The following is a 17,925-nucleotide window of genomic DNA, read 5'->3' on the forward strand; positions in this document are numbered from 1 at the left end:
CTTTCTGAGAGTTTGAATTTAGGAATTCATCAACCTAATACAGCTCTCTACACACTTTTCACCATCTATAGCTGCAGAAATAATTCCACCCGCATAGCCAGCTCCTTCCCCACATGGAAATAAGCCTTTTATTTGAATATGCTCAAAGGTTTTTGGATCTCTTGGAATTCTTACAGGAGATGAAGTTCTAGATTCTGGGGCATGTATGATTGCCTCATTGGTATAATATCCGCGCATAGCTTTACCAAATTCTTTAAAACCCTGCTGAAGGGTTGAATGGATGAATTCTGGAAAAACATTTTTTAGATCTACGGAAGTTATTCCTGGTTTATACGAAGTTTCGGGTAAATTAGCTGAGATTCGACCTTCTACAAAATCTACCATTTTTTGAGCAGGAACACGTTGAGTTTTGCCACCATACAACCAAGCAGCTTGTTCTATGCTTTTCTGAAATTCCATTGCAGCCAGAGGAGAATCTCCGAAGGCTTTAAAATCATTCAGTCTTAATTCTACCACTATTCCAGAATTAGAAGTGGGCTGATCCCGTTTGCTTGGAGACCACCCATTCGTTACTACTTCTCCCGGGCTTGTGGCGCAAGGGGCAATCACACCTCCAGGACACATACAAAAAGAGTACATTCCTCTTCCTCCAATTTGCTTAACAATACTGTATGGAGACGGAGGTAAAAATTCTCCTCTGTCATCACATTTGTATTGTATCTTATCTATTAATTGTTGTGGATGTTCTATCCTAACCCCCAAAGCAAATGGCTTGGCTTCAATTTTAATTCTTTTTCTATGCAGTAATTCAAAGATATCCCTTGCAGAATGTCCAGTTGCAAGGATGATATTCTTCGCATTGAAATGCTCCCCTTTTAAAGTCTTTATTCCCTTGATCGTATCATTTTCAATTAAAATATCGGTTACTCTTGTTTCAAAAAGCACCTCCCCTCCCATTTCAATGATCTTTTCACGAATACTTGCAATTATTGCCGGTAGTTTATTGGTTCCTATATGAGGATGAGCATCAACTAAAATTTCACTGGTAGCACCAAAGGCTACTAATAATTCTAATACCCTATTTACATCTCCTCTTTTTTTAGATCGGGTGTATAATTTTCCGTCGCTATATGTTCCGGCTCCACCTTCTCCAAAGCAATAGTTGGAATCTTCATTAACAACATGTTCTATATTTAATGCCTTAAGGTCTCGTCTTCTATCACGAACATCCTTACCCCTTTCAATAATAACCGGCTTTTTACCTAATTCTATGCACCTGAGTGCTGCAAAAAGGCCAGCGGGTCCAGCGCCAATTATAAACACTTCTTCTTTATCGCGTACATTAGGATATTCCGGCAATTCCAGAGGTGTTTCCTTCATAGATTCATTCACGTACACGTCAACCTTCAAATTGATCTTCACAGCTTGCTGCCTGGCATCTATAGATCTTTTTAAAATTTCTATATGTCGAATTTCTTCCGTGGAAATTCCCGAATGCTTTGAAACCTCTCTCAATAAAAGTTCCTTCTTGGCTGCTTGTTCTGGGCTTACACGTAATTGATATTCGTATTTCATGACTCTAAATATGAGGCAAATTTAAGTATTTCTAAATTCTTATTAGTGCCACGTATTTTTAATCTTTCCTTGTGGTATTTATTATAAATTAAGAGCCTCGGGGGCAAGCATACCAGGTATGTCCCGATGGTTCTGGAGGAAAATACTTTTGAAAATTCGAGGCAAGCTTAAGGGAAAGAAACCCTCAATGAGGGATTATAAAGACTCAGCTCCATATCTATATACAAATATGAAGCTGAGTCTTTTAAAATTAAACTAATGTAAGCCGGATTAAATGAGGGTCTTTTTCTTATATAAAAATTAAAACTCTCTTTAATACCAAGGAGTTCAGCATTGCTTTTAATGGATTATACATTTTTTTCTTGCAACAATTCAGTTAATAACTCTTTGAAAACAGCAACTGGTTGGGCCCCGGTAACAGCACTTTTTTGGTTAAATACTATTGTTGGCACTGAGTTGACCCCTAAATTTTTCCAGTATGACTCTTCAGATTGAACCTGAAATCTAGCATCATCACTTTCTAATCTTGCCATCCCCTCATCTACATTTAGACCAACCTCTTTCAAGGCTAACTTTAGAATCTCTTTTGTAGAAACATCTTTTCTTTCACTAAAGAAAGATTCAACTAAACGCATTTTCAAATCTGTTTGTTTCCCATTTTCCTTTGCATAATCCAGCAAAATATGTGCATCCCTAGTATTAACCATTCTCATTTCTTCGAAATAGTCAAATTTAAACCCTAGTTCAGCTCCAACTTCCGTCATATTCTTTTGGGAGCGTTTTTGATCTTCTAAACTTGCGCCGTACTTATTTGCAATGTGCTCTTGCACATTTTCACCTTCTACCGGCATATTTGGATTAAGTTCAAAGGGATGCCATTCAATTTCTACTTTATTCTGAATTCCCATTTCAGAAATAGCCTTTTCTAAACGCTTGTATCCAATGGTACACCAAGGGCACACCACATCTGATACTATATCTATTTTGATTTTATCGCTCATGTTATTTTTTATAAGTTGTTTTATTCAGAATCAAAATTAGCTTACAATTTCACTAATTTGAAGTTCTCCTTCAACATTCGTATAGTTAGGAACATCCGCCGCAAATTTTTCAGCATGAGGTCCAAAAGACGATTGAAATGATTCTATTGAATCGAATGTTAAATGGGCTATTGCTACATAAGGTGCAAGTTCCCCAGGAACTCTTCCTCCAATCCCTATATTAAATTCAATCCCTTTTAGTGAATCTCCCAAGGTTTCAGCAATCATTGGTAAATGAGAGTTTTTATAATATTCTGAATCGAATTTTGTCTTTGGTCCGTTAGGATACATTACGCTTACTTTTATCATCTTTATTTTATTACAAAAATCATGTTATTATTTATTTATCATTGACGTCCGACAAAAGATATAAGACCGCTGCGCTGCTAGATTCAAGACGTAAGACTTTATTCCAACTAATTTGAAAATCACTATTTTAATATGTATAAATTTTTCAAAAAAGAAAAAATAATTCTGTGTTCCAATAGCAAGCTCCTAAACATTGAAAACAGTCCTAATCCAGGTTAATTCTAGCCTCACCGAAATCCTGAATTTTTTTACCGGACAATACTATTTATTTATTCTGAAAAATATGCCATAACAAACTTATCAGAAAAACTCTGATAAGTTCTTGCAACTTGCTAAGCCATTTCAACTGGAAACAAATTAAATTCGTTCGTATTAATTACCTTCCGAAGTAATTCCGGAAGGCTTATTGATCATTTTACAATCTAGCGTGTTAAACCGTTTCATTCTATTTTTTCCAAGCGAATTTTTGAAATGGAGCATCTACTGGAGTTTTTGCTATATGATTAGTATAATTACTGATTACCTTTTGAGATAAGCCTAATATGATTTCCAAAACTTGTTTTTCACCATATCCTGCAGCATAAAATGCTTGAATTTCATTATCATTTACATTCCCTCTATTGCGAACTATAGATAATGTCATTTCTCTTAAGGCTTCTAATTTTGGGTTTTCAAGTGGCGATCTGTTGCGCAAAGCTTCTGTGATTTTTTCATCTACCTTCATCATCGCTGCAATACCTGTATGTGCCGGTACACAATAATGACATTCATGTTCTACGTTGATACTTTGCCATACAACAGTTAATTCTTCATTGTTAAAGGAAGAATCTACAAATAATTGATGAATGGTCTGATAAGCTTCTAGGATCCCTGGCGCACCAGCTAATACACCATGCAAGCCTGGCACCATACCATATGCTTTTTGTGAGTTTTCTAATAATGATTTACTATCTGCTGGTGCAGATTCTATTGTGTAAACTTTTAATGTACTCATAGTTTAAAATATTTAATAAATAATTGTTTATTTTCTCTAAGCAAAAGCTTAGTCCTAATTAAAAAATGTAAGCTTTTATAAATTTTAATTAATAATTTCTATTCTAATTCTACCAATTTTCAATTAAATTTTGGATGTATGCATTAAATGTTCCCTTTCGAAATCTCTCATACAACAAATGCATTTCGTCATCTGAAAGAACTCTCAGGAACTTCGGATATGTATTCTCCAGTAATTCTTGAAATTCTTTATAGGTTCCCGATGATCTCGCACTTTTTCTTAGCAGTTTGGTAAGTTCTTTTTTAGTGAAAGTTTTACCATTTGAATAAAAATTAGCTTTCGAGGTTTTAGATTGCCTCAAAAAATCTCGATACTTAAACTCCTCGTTTAAAAGTATATCTGATGTAAATTGATTGAGTCCCTTTTCAATCTTAGATACTGTCCTGGAATTAGAATTCAAAGCTACCGCATAGTCTTGAGCAGAGAGCGATACTGAATAAACCAGTAAAGTAAATATTAGAATTAAATTTTTCATATCATTAAATTTTTAAAATTGTTATTAGTGCTTATCTAAGCAAACGCTTAGTTTAATAGTAAAAAAATATTACATTTTAATCAAGAACCTCGGGGAATTAAACCCTCAATGAGGGATTAAATATCATTTCAATGTAATCTTCAAGTTCAGATTCATTTTGGATCCTGGAACCTAATGAAAGACCTAACATAGATGTAGTTAAATAATTGGCTTGCTTCTCTACTATTTCTTGTGATCTATTTTTATCTTGTTTTAAATTATTTATAAATAAAGATCTTAGCTCCTCTGTAAATTTCATTAATTCCACCATAAGATCTGGTTCAGCTTTGTTCCCAAGTTCACTTACAGTATTACACACAAGACAACCTTTACCCTCTTCATTTTCTTTTGTGAATTCTAAAAAGTCATAGAAGAATTGCTTAATTCCAACAAGCCCATTATTAGAATTTTTTAAAATATTTCTAATACTATTTAACTCACTTTTATAGGCCTTAATACTTTCAACAAAAACCCCATGTTTATTTCCAAAACTTGAATAAATAGAAAATTGGTTGATGCCCATTTCCTTTTCCAACATACGTACCGAAGTTGCTTCAAAGCCATTACGCCAAAAAAGGTTCATCGCCTTTTGGATAACATCTTCTTCTTTATATTGTTTAGTTCTTGCCATTGTTTTTTATTCCTATGCAAAACTATGCAATTGCTTAGTTATAAAAAAATCCTTTAACTTTTCCTTAATAATACAACTGCTAAATCTTAATCCCAATATGTTTAAATCAAGAACCTCGGGGCAAGCCCACAAGGTATTTCCCGATGGTTCGGGAGGAAAATACTTTTAAAAATTCGAGGCAAGCCCGCCTGAATGAAATTCTTTTCGGGCAGGCTTTGGGGAATTAAACCCTCAATGAGGGATTAAAATTTTATTCTTTTTTGTATCTGTTATACTCGGCGTTAAAATAAGTTTTCAATAAAAAATAAAAACGAGTTCTCTAAAATTTTTAGTTCTTATTTTAGCAGCATGGAATTAAAGCCAGATAAAAAAGCGCTAATAGAATTAGCCTACGCTAAGATGTATTTTGGTAAATACAAAGGATTATTTTTATCTGAAATACCTGAATATTATCTTATCTGGTACAGGCAAAAAGGATTTCCAGAAGGAAAATTAGGAGATCAGCTTCAACAGGTCACTGAACTTAAAGTAAACGGGATGGAAAGCATACTTCGAAATATCCGCCTTAGATACCCTAATAATTAAGCATCCCAACCAATTATTGTATTGATTTCTCACCTAAAATATTAGGCTTAAAATTGCGAGCTTTTTTCTATTCTTCTTTGTAATTTAGCGCCCTGAATTAAGCAACACAACAAATACTTACAAAATGGCCGAAACCAAGTATATTTTTGTCACTGGCGGGGTTTCATCTTCTTTAGGAAAGGGAATTATCGCTGCATCTTTGGCAAAATTATTACAAGCTCGTGGCTTTAAAACCACAATTCAGAAATTAGATCCTTACATAAATGTAGATCCTGGAACTCTTAATCCTTACGAACATGGCGAATGCTATGTGACTGAAGATGGAGCAGAAACAGATTTGGATCTAGGTCACTATGAGCGTTTTTTAAATGTAAAAACATCACAGGCCAACAACGTTACTACCGGTAGAATTTATCAAAGCGTTATTGAAAAAGAGCGCCGAGGAGAATTTTTAGGAAAAACAGTACAGGTTGTACCACATATTACCAACGAGATCAAAGAACGTATCCAAATCCTTGGTAAAAGCGGTGAATATGATATCGTAATCACAGAGATAGGTGGAACGGTTGGTGACATAGAATCCTTACCTTATATTGAAGCTGTTAGACAACTTAAATGGGAGTTGGGAGATGTTAATGCCTTGGTAATTCATCTTACTCTTGTGCCCTACCTAGCGGCTGCTGGAGAACTTAAAACCAAACCAACCCAACACAGTGTAAAAACTTTGATGGAAAGTGGGATCAAGGCAGATATCTTGGTGTGTAGAACAGAGCATGAACTTTCTGACGATATTAGAAGAAAGCTTGCCATCTTTTGCAATGTTCGCCAAGAGGCTGTTATTCAATCTATAGATGCTTCAACAATTTATGACGTTCCTAATCTTATGTTAGAGGAAGGTTTAGATACTGTTGTACTCAAAAAATTGATGTTACCAGATGATACCATTCCTAATTTGGAACTTTGGAATCAGTTTTTACAACGCCATAAAAACCCTAAGTACGAAGTTAGAATCGGACTTATTGGGAAATATGTAGAACTTCAGGATTCCTATAAATCTATTTTAGAATCTTTTATTCATGCTGGTGCTGCAAATGAAGTAAAGGTAACGGTAGAGAGTATTCATTCAGAATTCATCAATGAGAATACCATCAAGAATAAGATCGCTCATTTAGATGGGATTTTGGTAGCTCCTGGTTTTGGAGAGCGAGGGGTTGAAGGTAAAATAGATGCAGTTCGCTATGCGCGTGAAAACAATATTCCTTTCTTAGGAATCTGTTTAGGAATGCAAATGGCAGTAATAGAATTCGCTAGAAATGTGCTTCAGCTAAAAAATGCCAATTCTACGGAAATGGATAACGAAACCAAGCATCCTGTTATAGATATTATGGAAGCTCAGAAAAAAGTTACTCATAAAGGGGGAACTATGAGATTGGGCGCCTGGACTTGTAAACTTTCTGAGGGATCACTTGTTAAAGACATCTACAAATCTGAAGAAATTTCAGAAAGACATAGACATAGATACGAATACAACAACAAGTATAAAAACGAGTTAGAAAACGCTGGATTAAAAAGCACAGGTATTAATCCCGAAACCGGTTTAGTGGAGATCGTGGAGTTAGAAGGCCATCCTTGGTATGTGGGAGTACAATATCACCCAGAATATAAAAGTACAGTTGCTAACCCACATCCTCTATTTGTCGGTTTTGTTAAAGCTGCCGTAACCTACTCAAAACTAAAAAAGAGTGTCAAATTGACACAAAATCAATAAACGGTCATTTTTTTGACTAACAATAACTCTAAGTGATAGAGAACACTTAGTTTACTTTATATTTTAACATGGAAGAAAAAAAATTTGACGTACAATCCTTAATAGGATTTTTCCTTATTGGTGGACTTTTAATATGGATGTTGTACAACAATTCCTTTGAGAATAACGAAGCTGAAGATAAACAAGATACTATAGAACAGGTTGAGACTGTTCCTCAAGAAACTAATACTTCACAAAAAGATGTTGCTATCCAGGAGATGGATTCTACAGCAAGAGCTAGAGTGCAGGAATCATTAGGAACTTTTGGTTATTCTGCAACATTAGCTTCAGCATCAAATGAAACTACTAAGTTAGCTAACGACGTTTTAGATTTAAACATCGATAATAAAGGTGGTTATATCTCTGAAGCAAGGATGACTCAGTTTAAAACCTACGATTCTATTCCTGTTTATCTTATAAAGGATGGAAATGCATCTTTAAACTTAAATTTTACCACTTCTGACGGTCGCGTGATCAATACAAAAGATATGTATTTTGAACCTACTTTATCAGAAAGTGGAAACAATCAGGTGCTTTCTATGAAACTAAAGGTTTCAGAATCTGAATATCTAGAATATGTATATGTGATGAAACCGGGAGAATATATGTTGGATTTCAGCATTCGTTCTCAAGGTTTAAGAGATGTTATAAGTAGTTCTAATGCTGTGAATCTAGACTGGCAACTAAAAGGATATCGACATTCTAAGAGTATTTCCTATGAAAACAGATATACCGAATTAGCATGGGAATATGAAGATGGGGACGATGACTATCTTGGACAAGGAGAATTGAAGGATGATGAAGCAGATGATATATCCTGGGTTGCTTATAAACAACACTTCTTTTCTTCAATTTTATTAACCGATACTCCTTTTGCCACAGGTAAATTCATTTCTAAAAATCTTGTTGAAGATGAAGAAATAGATACCGTTTACACCAAGGAATTTGCAACTACGTTGCCATTAGAATTAAAAGGCGGAGAACTTAATTATAATATGAATTGGTACTACGGACCAACAGATTATAAAATTTTAAACGATTACGATAGAAACCTAGACGAAGTTGTACCATTAGGTTGGGGAATTTTTGGTTGGATTAACAAATATGTATTTATTCCGTTTTTCGCGTTCTTATCAGGGTTTTTACCTAGTTATGGGATTGCAATTATTGTAATGACTATTGTAGTAAGAATTGTACTCTCACCAGTAACTTACAAGTCTTATTTATCTCAAGCTAAAATGAAGGTTTTAAAACCTGAAATTAATGAGCTTAACGAGAAATATAAGGACAATGCAATGAAAAAGCAGCAGGAAACCATGAAGCTTTATAGCAAGGCAGGAGCCAGCCCTATGAGTGGATGTTTGCCAGCATTAATGCAGATTCCGGTCTTTTATGCCTTATTTCAGTTCTTTCCTAGTGCCTTCCAATTGAGGCAAAAAGGATTCCTTTGGGCAGATGACCTTTCTAGCTACGATACTATAGCAGAATTGCCATTTACCATTCCATTCTATGGAGATCACGTGAGTTTATTCCCGATTTTGGCATCTATTGCTATCTTCATTTACATGATGATGACAACCGGTCAAACAATGCAGAACAATCAGCAACCAGGAATGCCTAACATGAAATTTATCATGTACTTATCTCCTATCATGATGTTGTTCTTCTTTAACAACTATGCCAGTGGACTTTCACTTTACTATTTTGTATCTAATTTAATTACAATCGGGATCATGCTTGTAATTAAGTATGCTATAATAGATGAAGAAAAGATCCATGCTAAAATCCAGGAGAATAAAAAGAAACCTAAGAAGCAAGGAAAGTTTGCTAAGAAAATGCAAGACATTATGGAGCAAGCAGAACAACAGAAAAATAAGAAATAAAAGATTTTAATATCATTTAAAAGGTTCGATAAATTATCGAACCTTTTTTTATTTAATCCCTCATTGAGGGTTTAATTCCCCGAGGCTTGCCTCGAATTTTTAAAAGTATTTTCCTCTCGAACCATCGGGACATACCTCATGGGCTTCCCCCGAGGTTCTTGATTTATTTAGTTCCCGAAAGTTGCCTTCATCATAATTTATAATAAAAACCTTTTTTCAAAGTTATATTTGAAATCCTATCTTTACAATCCAAATTAAAACCTATTGATATGAAAAAGATCTTTTTACTATTTTTTAGCTTAGCATTATTAACCTCTTGTAGTAGCGATGATGACGGAGGAACCTCGGGAGATGATAAAATTCTAGGTAAGTGGTTCGTTACAGAAATTAATAATACTGGTGCTTTCCCTATTGAAATAAATGATTGCAACAGACAATCATTTATCGATTTTAAATCCGATTTTACAGCTGACTCTGCATTATATGCTGAAGAAAATGGAGAATGTAATGTAGATAATTCAGAAAATGACGATTGGAGTAGTTTAGGGGATTCTAGATATAGGTTTGTAATACCTTTTGAAGGAATTGGTGCTCAAGCAGGAAGAGCAGATTTCAATGCCGATCTTACTGAATTTATATTTTATCCTGATTTCCTTGCTGGACAGAACACCAATATCGTATTCGAAAAAAGATAAAATTTAATAACATAGAATCAAAAGAGGGTAGTTTTTACTACCTTTTTTTGTTAGCTTAAATTAAGAACAAGGGCATCAAAAAAATCACGTTTTCGTCAAGCTGAGACCCGTGATAAATAAATTTATCTAACGTAGGAAATAGAGGTATGAAAGATGCTGAGCATGACGGAAGATAAAACCAGTATTGTCACCCTGAACTTGTTTCAGGGTCTCTTATTTCGGGCAACGAAAAATACGGTAATGTTAACTTGTTTCAGCTTCTAAGCTTTTAGACCCCAATCCGTTGAGATCCTGAAATAATTCCGATAGCTAATGGAACAGGATGACGAATCATTTACTATTTAGAAAACCACTTATAATTTCGTAATTTTGCAGACGGAAATCCGACAATTATAAGAATTATCAAACCTCCGATTTGTTGGAGTGAAGGAAGTTAAAATATGAAAAAAGTAGTGGTTGGTCTATCTGGAGGAGTAGATTCTAGTGTGACCGCATATTTATTGCAACAACAGGGATATGAAGTTATAGGCTTGTTCATGAAGAACTGGCACGATGATACCGTAACTATTTCTGATGAATGCCCATGGTTGGATGATAGCAATGATGCTATGATGGTTGCTGAAAAATTAGGGATTCCATTCCAAACAGTAGATTTAAGTGAGGAATACAAGGAGCGTATTGTAGATTATATGTTTCGTGAATATGAGTTAGGTCGTACTCCTAATCCAGATGTACTTTGCAATCGAGAAATAAAATTTGATGTCTTTATGAAGATCGCTCTTTCTTTGGGAGCAGATTATGTTGCCACAGGACATTATTGTAGAAAAGGTATTATAGAGAAAGATGGGGAAACTGTCTACCAACTTTTAGCAGGTAAAGATGATAATAAGGATCAGTCTTATTTCCTATGTCAGCTTACTCAAGAGCAGCTTTCTAAAACGCTTTTCCCAATTGGAGAGCTTCTAAAACCAGAGGTGCGAAAAATTGCTGCTGAACAAGATCTTATCACTGCCGATAAAAAAGACTCCCAAGGGCTTTGTTTTATTGGGAAGGTTAGATTACCAGAATTTCTTCAGCAAAAACTGAAAGCAAAAGAGGGAGTAATTGTAGAAATAGATTCTCATAGAGAACAATATCAAGATCTACCAGTTCATTTCAACTCTAAAGCGGAGGAATTGGAGCTTCTTTCTAAGAAGTTTCAGTATGAACTAGCAGATGGAAAAATAGTTGGAAAACACCAAGGAGCTCACTATTTCACTAAAGGACAACGAAAAGGTTTGGCAGTGGGTGGAACGCCGGAACCTTTATTTGTGATAGATACAGATGTAGATGAGAATATTATCTATACAGGTCAAGGAAAAGAACATCCGGGCTTATTTAGAAAAGCGTTGTTTGTTAAAAATGAAGAAGTACACTGGGTTCGTAAAGATCTAGCAATTGCGCCAGATTCTGAACTTAAAGTTCAGGCCCGAATTAGATATAGACAAGAATTACAGGAAGCTACCTTGCATCAAACCGAAAACGGACTCTATGTGCTGTTCGAAAAAGCGCAATCGGCAATAACAGGGGGACAATTTGTTGCTTGGTATTTAGAAGATGAATTGGTGGGGTCTGGAGTGATTTCATAAATTTGATTTTATTTTATTTTATTTTATTTGAAGATTGAAATTGATTGAGAAATATGGGATATCCGCAATTAATATCAACGCGGGCTTGGTCATGCTAAGACCCGTGATAAAAAAATTATCTAGCGGAGGAAATTGATTTATGTAAGATGCTGAAACTCCCGATGCTTCGGGACAGCATGACGGAAGTTAAAACCAGTATCGTCACCCTGAACTTGTTTCAGGGTCTCTTATTCAGAGTAATTTTGAAATACGTCAATGGTAACTTGATTCAGCATCTCATCTCAATAACTTTATTATGAGCCCCTGAATCTCCAGATATTTCGGGACAGAGTGACGATAACAATATGATGCTTTGCTGACAATCAAAAGAAATATAATGCTTTATTAAAAATTACCGCGAATTCACTAATTAGAAATCAATCAAGAACATCGAGGAATTAAACCCTCAATGAGGGATTATATTGGAGGATTCGTGGCTTTTAAATTATGTTAAACTTGGTCTAGATGTTCCTAAAATTTGAATAAACCTGAATCATAAAATATGCAGAATAGAATTACCGAACTTTTCAATATTAAATACCCATTAATTCAAGCAGGAATGATTTGGGCAAGCGGATGGAAACTTGCAAGCGCAGTAAGCAATAATGGTGGATTGGGAATAATTGGAGCAGGTTCTATGTATCCGGAAATTCTAAGAGAACATATTCAGAAATGCAAAAAAGCAACCGATTTCCCATTTGCGGTAAATGTTCCTATGCTCTATCCAGATATAGATAAGGTTATTGAGATCATTATTGAAGAAGGAGTCCAAATTGTTTTTACCTCTGCCGGAAACCCTAAAACTTGGACCAAGCATTTACAGAGCCATGGTATAAAAGTGGTTCACGTGGTGAGTAGCGTAAAATTTGCGTTGAAATCTCAAGAAGCAGGAGTAGATGCTGTTGTTGCTGAAGGTTTTGAAGCCGGAGGACATAATGGAAGAGATGAAACTACTACGTTCACCTTAATCCCAATGGTAAAGGAACAACTTAAAATACCACTTATCGCCGCCGGAGGAATTGCTACAGGCAGAGGCATGCTTGCAGCGATGGTATTGGGGGCAGATGCGGTACAAATTGGCTCGAGATTCGTTGCTAGTAACGAAGCATCTTCACATCAAAATTTTAAAAATAGGGTAGTTGAAGCAAAAGAAGGAGATACCCAATTAACTTTGAAAGAATTGGCTCCTGTGCGCATGATTAAAAATAAGTTCTTTAATGAAATACAAGAACTGTATCAGACTGTTCCAACCAAAGAAGAACTAATGACCTTACTAGGGCGTGCTCGTGCCAAAAAAGGGATGTTTGAAGGGGACATGGAAGATGGCGAATTAGAAATAGGCCAGATCTCAGGACTAATTCATGATATAAAACCGGCAAGAGAAATTATTCAGGAAATTATTGCTGAATTTGATATAGCTAAGTTAGAAGTGGCTAATTTTTAAGCCCTCATTGAGGGTTTAATTTCTTGTTCCGATCCTATCGGAATGCCTCAAATTTTTGAAATTATTTTCCTCCCGAGCCCTCGGGACATACCTCCTGGGCTTGTCCCGAAGTTCTTAGTTAACTAAATTCTTCAAGTTTAGTTAATTCGTCCTCAACAAATTTCTGCCATTTAAGTTCGGCTTCTGTGTTTAAGCTGTGATTGGATTCTTTATCGAAAGCTTTTTGCATAGCGCTTCGCTCTTTATCTATCTTCTCATAGAGTTTATTTAGATAGTCTCTGGAATCTTTATTTAATTTAGAACCGTCCACATTTGCCAATAACTTCCTCAATTTTCTGGCGTGCAACTCAGAAATATCAAAATGTAGCTGTTCATGCTTTAGCAAATATTCGCTTTTTGAAGCTGGCTGTACCCAACTTTGTTCAGGATAAAAAAAAGTTTCTACTTTATAGTCCAATTCCATTCTCTGTGAAGTTCCTTTCAAACCCCAAGAGTAAGAAAGTCCTGTATTCGTATTCGCGTGAAAAAGTGTTTTCTCTAGCGGAACTCCTTTAAAATCCTCCCATGTTAAATGAGTTTCTTCACTCCAATAAATTTTTAAGTCTTCAGATTGTGCAAATGCAAGGCTGGAAATAGATAGAACTAATAGGAAGAAAAGAGTCTTCACTATTTAATATTTAAAAATTATATTCTTGATAATATCCGGATGAATACTCTGGATCACCGGGCATGTTTTAGCAGAGTTTTCTAATACAGTTTTATCCCTATCGGTTAGTTCGCCTTTTACAGTTACAAGAACATCGATCTTAGAGATTCTTCGAGGATTAGCTTCCATGTGTTTTGTAACCTCAGCAAAGGTCCCTTTTATATCTAGATCGTTTTCATTGGCTTTAATTCCCATAATAGTAAGCATACAAGAGGCCAATGCAGTAGCTACTGTGTCTGTTGGAGAAAATGCTTCTCCCTTTCCGTTGTTGTCTAAAGGAGCATCCGTAATAAATTTATTACTACTCTGGATATGCTCACATTCTGTGCGGAGATCTCCTTTATAAATTACTTTTGAGGTCATGATTATTTATTTTGCAACACTAAGGGTAAGATCTTTATTAAGCTGCATAATATAAATAGCATCATTATAAAAACCACCATTGGTTTTAGGCTTATAAAGGAATTTATTTTCTACGTATTCTGTGATAATATTTGCTTTTACTGACTCTTCTATGGTTCCCATTGCAGCAAGTCTTAACAAAACATCTAAGGTAAGATCGTAACCACGTACTGTGTATTTATTAGGAATATAGCCATATTTGGTCTCGTAGGCTTCAATAAAACTATCTGTCACAGATTCGTCAAACTCCTTATATTCTGAAGGAAAATGGAAACGCAATTCCCCTAAATGTTCATTGACAACTGCATCACTTTCAAAAGTGCTGTTTTTGTAGGTTGTAAATAAGGTGATCCTGTTATTTCTAGCCATTCTATTTAATGCTGAAGTTGCACTTCCAAGCAAACCAATACTTTCAGATTCCAAGATCACCCAATTCTCACGAGATTTATCAAGTACAGAAGCTATAGTAGATTCGGTAATATTATTAGCTTGTGGATTTACGATTCTTGCTAAAGGCAAGGCACTTACCAACTTACTTTTTATTGCTGAAGAAGCTGCATCTGCTATTATAATTACATTTTTTCCTTGAGAATTGCTTTGAAGATACGCAATCATCCCTTCTCTCAACATATCATCACTTGGACGGGATTGGTACAAATTTGGGAGCGCTTTTAACTCTCTATTGGTCATCGGTGAGATCACAGGTACTTTTAAATTCATTAAGCTAGATGCCGCTTCCTCAGAAGTCGCTTGCAATAACGGACCTATAACGGCATCTACATTTCTGAAATCATTAGCTGCTATAGTTTGCGAGACTTTTCCAGAATTATTCTGAGTGTCATAAACACGAAGGTTTGTAGAGATCCCCAATTCTTTAGCTCGTTCAATTGCCATTAAAGCACCGCTATAAAAGTCTAAAGAGATACGCAAAACACGATCCTTCTGAATTAACTCTTTGGCATTAGAAATAGAATCCTTATTAATTTTGCTGAGATTATAAGGAAGCATCAAAACCAGATTTTTGGTCTCGAAGTTCTTTAGGTTCTTTGAAAGATCCATTTTAGATAATTCTGAAGTCGCTATTGGGTTTTCTGCTAAATCCTCTACTTCTTCCAGTTTATTTCCTTTAGAATCTTTGGTTGGTACTTTCAATATCATACCCCATTTTAACCCATCTTTTAAAGCAGGATTCAGTGCGACCAAAGAATCTTCAGCAACCTGAAATCTTCTGGTTAAACTGTACAGGGTCTCCTGTGGCTGCACTTCGTAAAATTCAAAAGCATCATCGGTAATTATCACCGGTTGGTCCAGAACATTAGTTCCAACTTTTAGCATTATTCCTGGTTGTAATACTCCAACCCTTGGGTTAAGAGCTTCCAATTCCTTTACCGTCATCCCATATTTACGGGCGATTCCATATTTTGTCTCTTTAGGAATAATAATATGCTCTCTCGTTTTTCCAATCTGAGAGGAAGGTTTGGAATTAAATACTTCAGGATTTCTTTCTTCTATTATCACTTTACCTGGAGCAGGTCTTTCTTTTTTTTCTGCAATTATAACTTTATCAGGAGCACTTTCATCTATAACAAAAACAGGGATCTGAATAATTTCTCCATTCTGAAGTTCTTTTGAATATAGCTGTTTATTATACTTTTTAATATCATCTACACTAACCCCATATTGCTTAGACAGACTATATAAGGTTTCCTTTTTCTGAACTTTATGTGAATTAAAACTCACTACTTTTTTAACAGAAGATTCACTTTGCTCCGAAGACATAGGAATAACCAACTTTGCATTTACTTGCAAACCTTCTTTGGCTTCGGGATTTAGTTTAAGTAGTGTTTCTTGGCTTATATCATATTTGTTAGAAATACTATATACTGTTTCCCCAGCGGCAACCGTATGGTATTGATATGCCTGACCAAAGGCGCTAGTAGTAAGAACTTGAAAGAACAAGCATATAATAATTACAAACCTCATCTGTTATTTTTTTTACTGATATTCAATTAGTGATCAATTATTATTCCCACTCTATAGTTGCAGGCGGTTTAGAACTAATATCGTACACTACTCTATTAACGCCTTTTACTTTATTTATTATGGTATTGGATATTTTTTGTAAGAATTCGTAAGGTAAATTTACCCAATCTGCCGTCATCCCATCGGTAGATTCTACCGCTCTTAATGCTACTACTTTTTCATAAGTTCTCTCATCACCCATTACTCCAACGGAATTTACGGGTAATAAAATCGCTCCCGCTTGCCAGACCTTATCGTACAACATCCATTCTTTAAGACCATTGATAAAAATGGCATCAACTTCCTGAAGGATCCTTACTTTTTCTGCGGTAACGTCTCCTAAGATACGTATTGCCAATCCAGGTCCTGGAAAAGGATGTCTTCCTAATAATTCCTTTGCAATCCCTAATTCTGCTCCTACCCTTCTTACTTCGTCTTTAAATAAGGCTCGTAAAGGCTCCACTATTTTAAGTTTCATGAAGTCTGGTAAACCACCTACATTATGATGTGATTTGATAGTTGCCGAAGGTCCTCCTGTAGCAGAAATAGATTCTATTACATCTGGATAGATAGTTCCCTGCGCCAAAAATTTCACATCCTGGATCTGGTGTGCTTCATCATCAAATACTTCAATAAAGGCATTTCCAATCTTTTTCCTTTTTTCTTCAGGATCACTTATTCCAGCCAAGGCATCCAAGAAACGTGCCGAAGCATCTACGCCTTTCACATTCAAGCCCATATCTTTATACTGGTCCAGAACACTATCGAATTCGTTTTTTCTTAGTAAACCATTATTTACAAATATGCAATATAGGTTCTTACCGATGGCCTGATGTAAAAGTACCGCAGCTACAGAAGAATCTACTCCTCCACTTAAACCAAGAACCACTTTATCGTCCCCAATCTTTTCTTTCAATTCTGAAACCGTCATATCAACAAATGCTTCAGAAGTCCAAGTTTGTTCTACCCCAGCGATCTTAACAAGGAAGTTTTCCAAAAGTTGTTTCCCATCTGAAGTGTGATATACTTCAGGGTGGAATTGAATAGCAAATGTTTCTTCGCCATCAATCCTATAAGCAGCATTAAGAACATCTGCAGTACTTGCTAAACGCACAGCATTGGTTGGCAATTCCTTAATGGTATCACTATGACTCATCCACACCTGAGAATTTTCTGTGATATCCTCAAACAATGCTTCCGCATCTTTTATAATAGAAAGATTTGCTCTACCATATTCTCTAGTTTCTGAAGGCTCTACTTTTCCACCATGAAAATGAGCGAGATATTGAGCGCCATAGCAAACGGCTAATAAAGGCATTTTTCCTCTGATTTCTGAAAGATCCGGATGAGGAGCATCTTCTGCTCTCACAGAGAAAGGGCTTCCAGAAAGAATAGTTGCCTTAAATCCTGAAATGTCTTTTGGAGGGTTGTTGTATGGGTGGATTTCGCAGTAGATGTTGAGCTCTCTAACTCGTCTTGCAATTAGTTGCGTATACTGGGAACCAAAGTCTAAAATAAGTACGTTTTGCTGCATGCGCAAAAGTAAGAATTTGAACTAATAATGTCCTAGCAGATCTATTATTTTATATCT

16 protein-coding genes are annotated in these 17,925 nt (G+C 35.5%); 6 read left to right on the top strand and 10 right to left on the bottom strand.

Annotation, left to right across the window (positions count from 1 at the left end; all coding sequences use genetic code 11):
- Positions 1-18: 18 nt before the first annotated feature.
- From ES724_RS06415 to ES724_RS06440, 6 genes are all read right to left on the bottom strand, one after another.
- The gene (locus tag ES724_RS06415) at positions 19-1,575 is read right to left on the bottom strand and encodes an NAD(P)/FAD-dependent oxidoreductase (RefSeq protein WP_146931132.1); all 1,557 of its coding nucleotides are present in this window, start codon (positions 1,573-1,575) and stop codon (positions 19-21) included.
- Positions 1,576-1,922: 347 nt separating this feature from the next.
- Entirely contained in the window at positions 1,923-2,576 is a 654-nt protein-coding gene (locus ES724_RS06420) for a DsbA family oxidoreductase (protein ID WP_146931135.1), read from the bottom strand.
- A 36-nt stretch (positions 2,577-2,612) separates the two neighbouring features.
- The gene (locus ES724_RS06425) at positions 2,613-2,924 is read right to left on the bottom strand and encodes an EthD family reductase (RefSeq protein ID WP_026839090.1); all 312 of its coding nucleotides are present in this window, start codon (positions 2,922-2,924) and stop codon (positions 2,613-2,615) included.
- Between the two features lie 445 nt (positions 2,925-3,369).
- Entirely contained in the window at positions 3,370-3,918 is a 549-nt protein-coding gene (locus tag ES724_RS06430) for a carboxymuconolactone decarboxylase family protein (protein ID WP_146931137.1), read from the bottom strand.
- A gap of 109 nt (positions 3,919-4,027) precedes the next feature.
- Entirely contained in the window at positions 4,028-4,453 is a 426-nt protein-coding gene (locus ES724_RS06435) for a hypothetical protein (RefSeq protein WP_146931140.1), read from the bottom strand.
- A 97-nt stretch (positions 4,454-4,550) separates the two neighbouring features.
- Entirely contained in the window at positions 4,551-5,123 is a 573-nt protein-coding gene (locus ES724_RS06440; RefSeq protein ID WP_146931143.1) for a TetR/AcrR family transcriptional regulator, read from the bottom strand.
- A 348-nt stretch (positions 5,124-5,471) separates the two neighbouring features.
- On the opposite strand from ES724_RS06440, the gene ES724_RS06445 reads away from it, so the two are divergent.
- The 6 genes from ES724_RS06445 (at position 5,472) to ES724_RS06470 (ending at position 13,204) form a co-directional block, all read left to right on the top strand.
- Positions 5,472-5,708, top strand: coding sequence for a DUF3820 family protein (locus ES724_RS06445; RefSeq protein ID WP_146931146.1), 237 nt, complete (start codon positions 5,472-5,474; stop codon positions 5,706-5,708).
- 124 nt (positions 5,709-5,832) lie between these two features.
- Entirely contained in the window at positions 5,833-7,476 is a 1,644-nt protein-coding gene (locus ES724_RS06450) for a CTP synthase (RefSeq protein WP_146931149.1), read from the top strand.
- Between the two features lie 68 nt (positions 7,477-7,544).
- Positions 7,545-9,398 carry a membrane protein insertase YidC gene (gene yidC / locus ES724_RS06455; protein WP_146931152.1) on the top strand — a complete coding sequence of 618 codons (1,854 nt, stop codon included), beginning with the start codon at positions 7,545-7,547 and terminating at the stop codon, positions 9,396-9,398.
- Positions 9,399-9,667: 269 nt separating this feature from the next.
- Positions 9,668-10,093: a lipocalin-like domain-containing protein gene (locus ES724_RS06460; protein ID WP_146931155.1), complete on the top strand. Its 426-nt coding sequence runs from the start codon at positions 9,668-9,670 to the stop codon at positions 10,091-10,093.
- A 440-nt stretch (positions 10,094-10,533) separates the two neighbouring features.
- Entirely contained in the window at positions 10,534-11,721 is a 1,188-nt protein-coding gene (gene mnmA, locus ES724_RS06465) for a tRNA 2-thiouridine(34) synthase MnmA (RefSeq protein ID WP_146931157.1), read from the top strand.
- Between the two features lie 541 nt (positions 11,722-12,262).
- A complete protein-coding gene (locus tag ES724_RS06470) occupies positions 12,263-13,204 on the top strand; it encodes an NAD(P)H-dependent flavin oxidoreductase (RefSeq protein ID WP_146931160.1) in 942 nt (313 codons plus the stop codon).
- A 118-nt stretch (positions 13,205-13,322) separates the two neighbouring features.
- Here the strand turns inward: ES724_RS06470 and ES724_RS06475 are convergent, their stop codons facing one another.
- From ES724_RS06475 to guaA, 4 genes are read right to left on the bottom strand one after another with little or no spacing between them, the layout of a single operon-like run.
- The gene (locus ES724_RS06475; protein ID WP_146931163.1) at positions 13,323-13,871 is read right to left on the bottom strand and encodes a DUF922 domain-containing protein; all 549 of its coding nucleotides are present in this window, start codon (positions 13,869-13,871) and stop codon (positions 13,323-13,325) included.
- A gap of 3 nt (positions 13,872-13,874) precedes the next feature.
- A complete protein-coding gene (locus ES724_RS06480) occupies positions 13,875-14,273 on the bottom strand; it encodes an OsmC family protein (RefSeq protein ID WP_146931165.1) in 399 nt (132 codons plus the stop codon).
- 6 nt (positions 14,274-14,279) lie between these two features.
- On the bottom strand, positions 14,280-16,295 hold the full coding sequence (locus ES724_RS06485; RefSeq protein WP_146931168.1) for a LysM peptidoglycan-binding domain-containing protein: 2,016 nt from the start codon (positions 16,293-16,295) through the stop codon (positions 14,280-14,282).
- A gap of 40 nt (positions 16,296-16,335) precedes the next feature.
- A complete protein-coding gene (gene guaA / locus ES724_RS06490) occupies positions 16,336-17,868 on the bottom strand; it encodes a glutamine-hydrolyzing GMP synthase (protein ID WP_026839103.1) in 1,533 nt (510 codons plus the stop codon).
- Between the last annotated feature and the right edge of the window lie 57 nt (positions 17,869-17,925).

The sequence above is a fragment of the Gillisia hiemivivida genome (assembly GCF_007997295.1).
GTDB lineage: Bacteria > Bacteroidota > Bacteroidia > Flavobacteriales > Flavobacteriaceae > Gillisia > Gillisia hiemivivida.

What these genes read in the sequence shown, in the direction of transcription:
- ES724_RS06420 (WP_146931135.1), bottom strand. Translation starts at nt 2,576, where the DNA reads ATGAGCGATAAAATCAAAATAGATATAGTATCAGATGTGGTGTGCCCT.
- ES724_RS06425 (WP_026839090.1), bottom strand. Translation starts at nt 2,924, where the DNA reads ATGATAAAAGTAAGCGTAATGTATCCTAACGGACCAAAGACAAAATTC.
- ES724_RS06460 (WP_146931155.1), top strand. Translation starts at nt 9,668, where the DNA reads ATGAAAAAGATCTTTTTACTATTTTTTAGCTTAGCATTATTAACCTCT.
- ES724_RS06450 (WP_146931149.1), top strand. Translation starts at nt 5,833, where the DNA reads ATGGCCGAAACCAAGTATATTTTTGTCACTGGCGGGGTTTCATCTTCT.
- ES724_RS06435 (WP_146931140.1), bottom strand. Translation starts at nt 4,453, where the DNA reads ATGAAAAATTTAATTCTAATATTTACTTTACTGGTTTATTCAGTATCG.
- guaA (WP_026839103.1), bottom strand. Translation starts at nt 17,868, where the DNA reads ATGCAGCAAAACGTACTTATTTTAGACTTTGGTTCCCAGTATACGCAA.
- ES724_RS06485 (WP_146931168.1), bottom strand. Translation starts at nt 16,295, where the DNA reads ATGAGGTTTGTAATTATTATATGCTTGTTCTTTCAAGTTCTTACTACT.
- mnmA (WP_146931157.1), top strand. Translation starts at nt 10,534, where the DNA reads ATGAAAAAAGTAGTGGTTGGTCTATCTGGAGGAGTAGATTCTAGTGTG.
- ES724_RS06480 (WP_146931165.1), bottom strand. Translation starts at nt 14,273, where the DNA reads ATGACCTCAAAAGTAATTTATAAAGGAGATCTCCGCACAGAATGTGAG.
- ES724_RS06430 (WP_146931137.1), bottom strand. Translation starts at nt 3,918, where the DNA reads ATGAGTACATTAAAAGTTTACACAATAGAATCTGCACCAGCAGATAGT.
- ES724_RS06440 (WP_146931143.1), bottom strand. Translation starts at nt 5,123, where the DNA reads ATGGCAAGAACTAAACAATATAAAGAAGAAGATGTTATCCAAAAGGCG.
- ES724_RS06415 (WP_146931132.1), bottom strand. Translation starts at nt 1,575, where the DNA reads ATGAAATACGAATATCAATTACGTGTAAGCCCAGAACAAGCAGCCAAG.
- ES724_RS06470 (WP_146931160.1), top strand. Translation starts at nt 12,263, where the DNA reads ATGCAGAATAGAATTACCGAACTTTTCAATATTAAATACCCATTAATT.
- ES724_RS06445 (WP_146931146.1), top strand. Translation starts at nt 5,472, where the DNA reads ATGGAATTAAAGCCAGATAAAAAAGCGCTAATAGAATTAGCCTACGCT.
- yidC (WP_146931152.1), top strand. Translation starts at nt 7,545, where the DNA reads ATGGAAGAAAAAAAATTTGACGTACAATCCTTAATAGGATTTTTCCTT.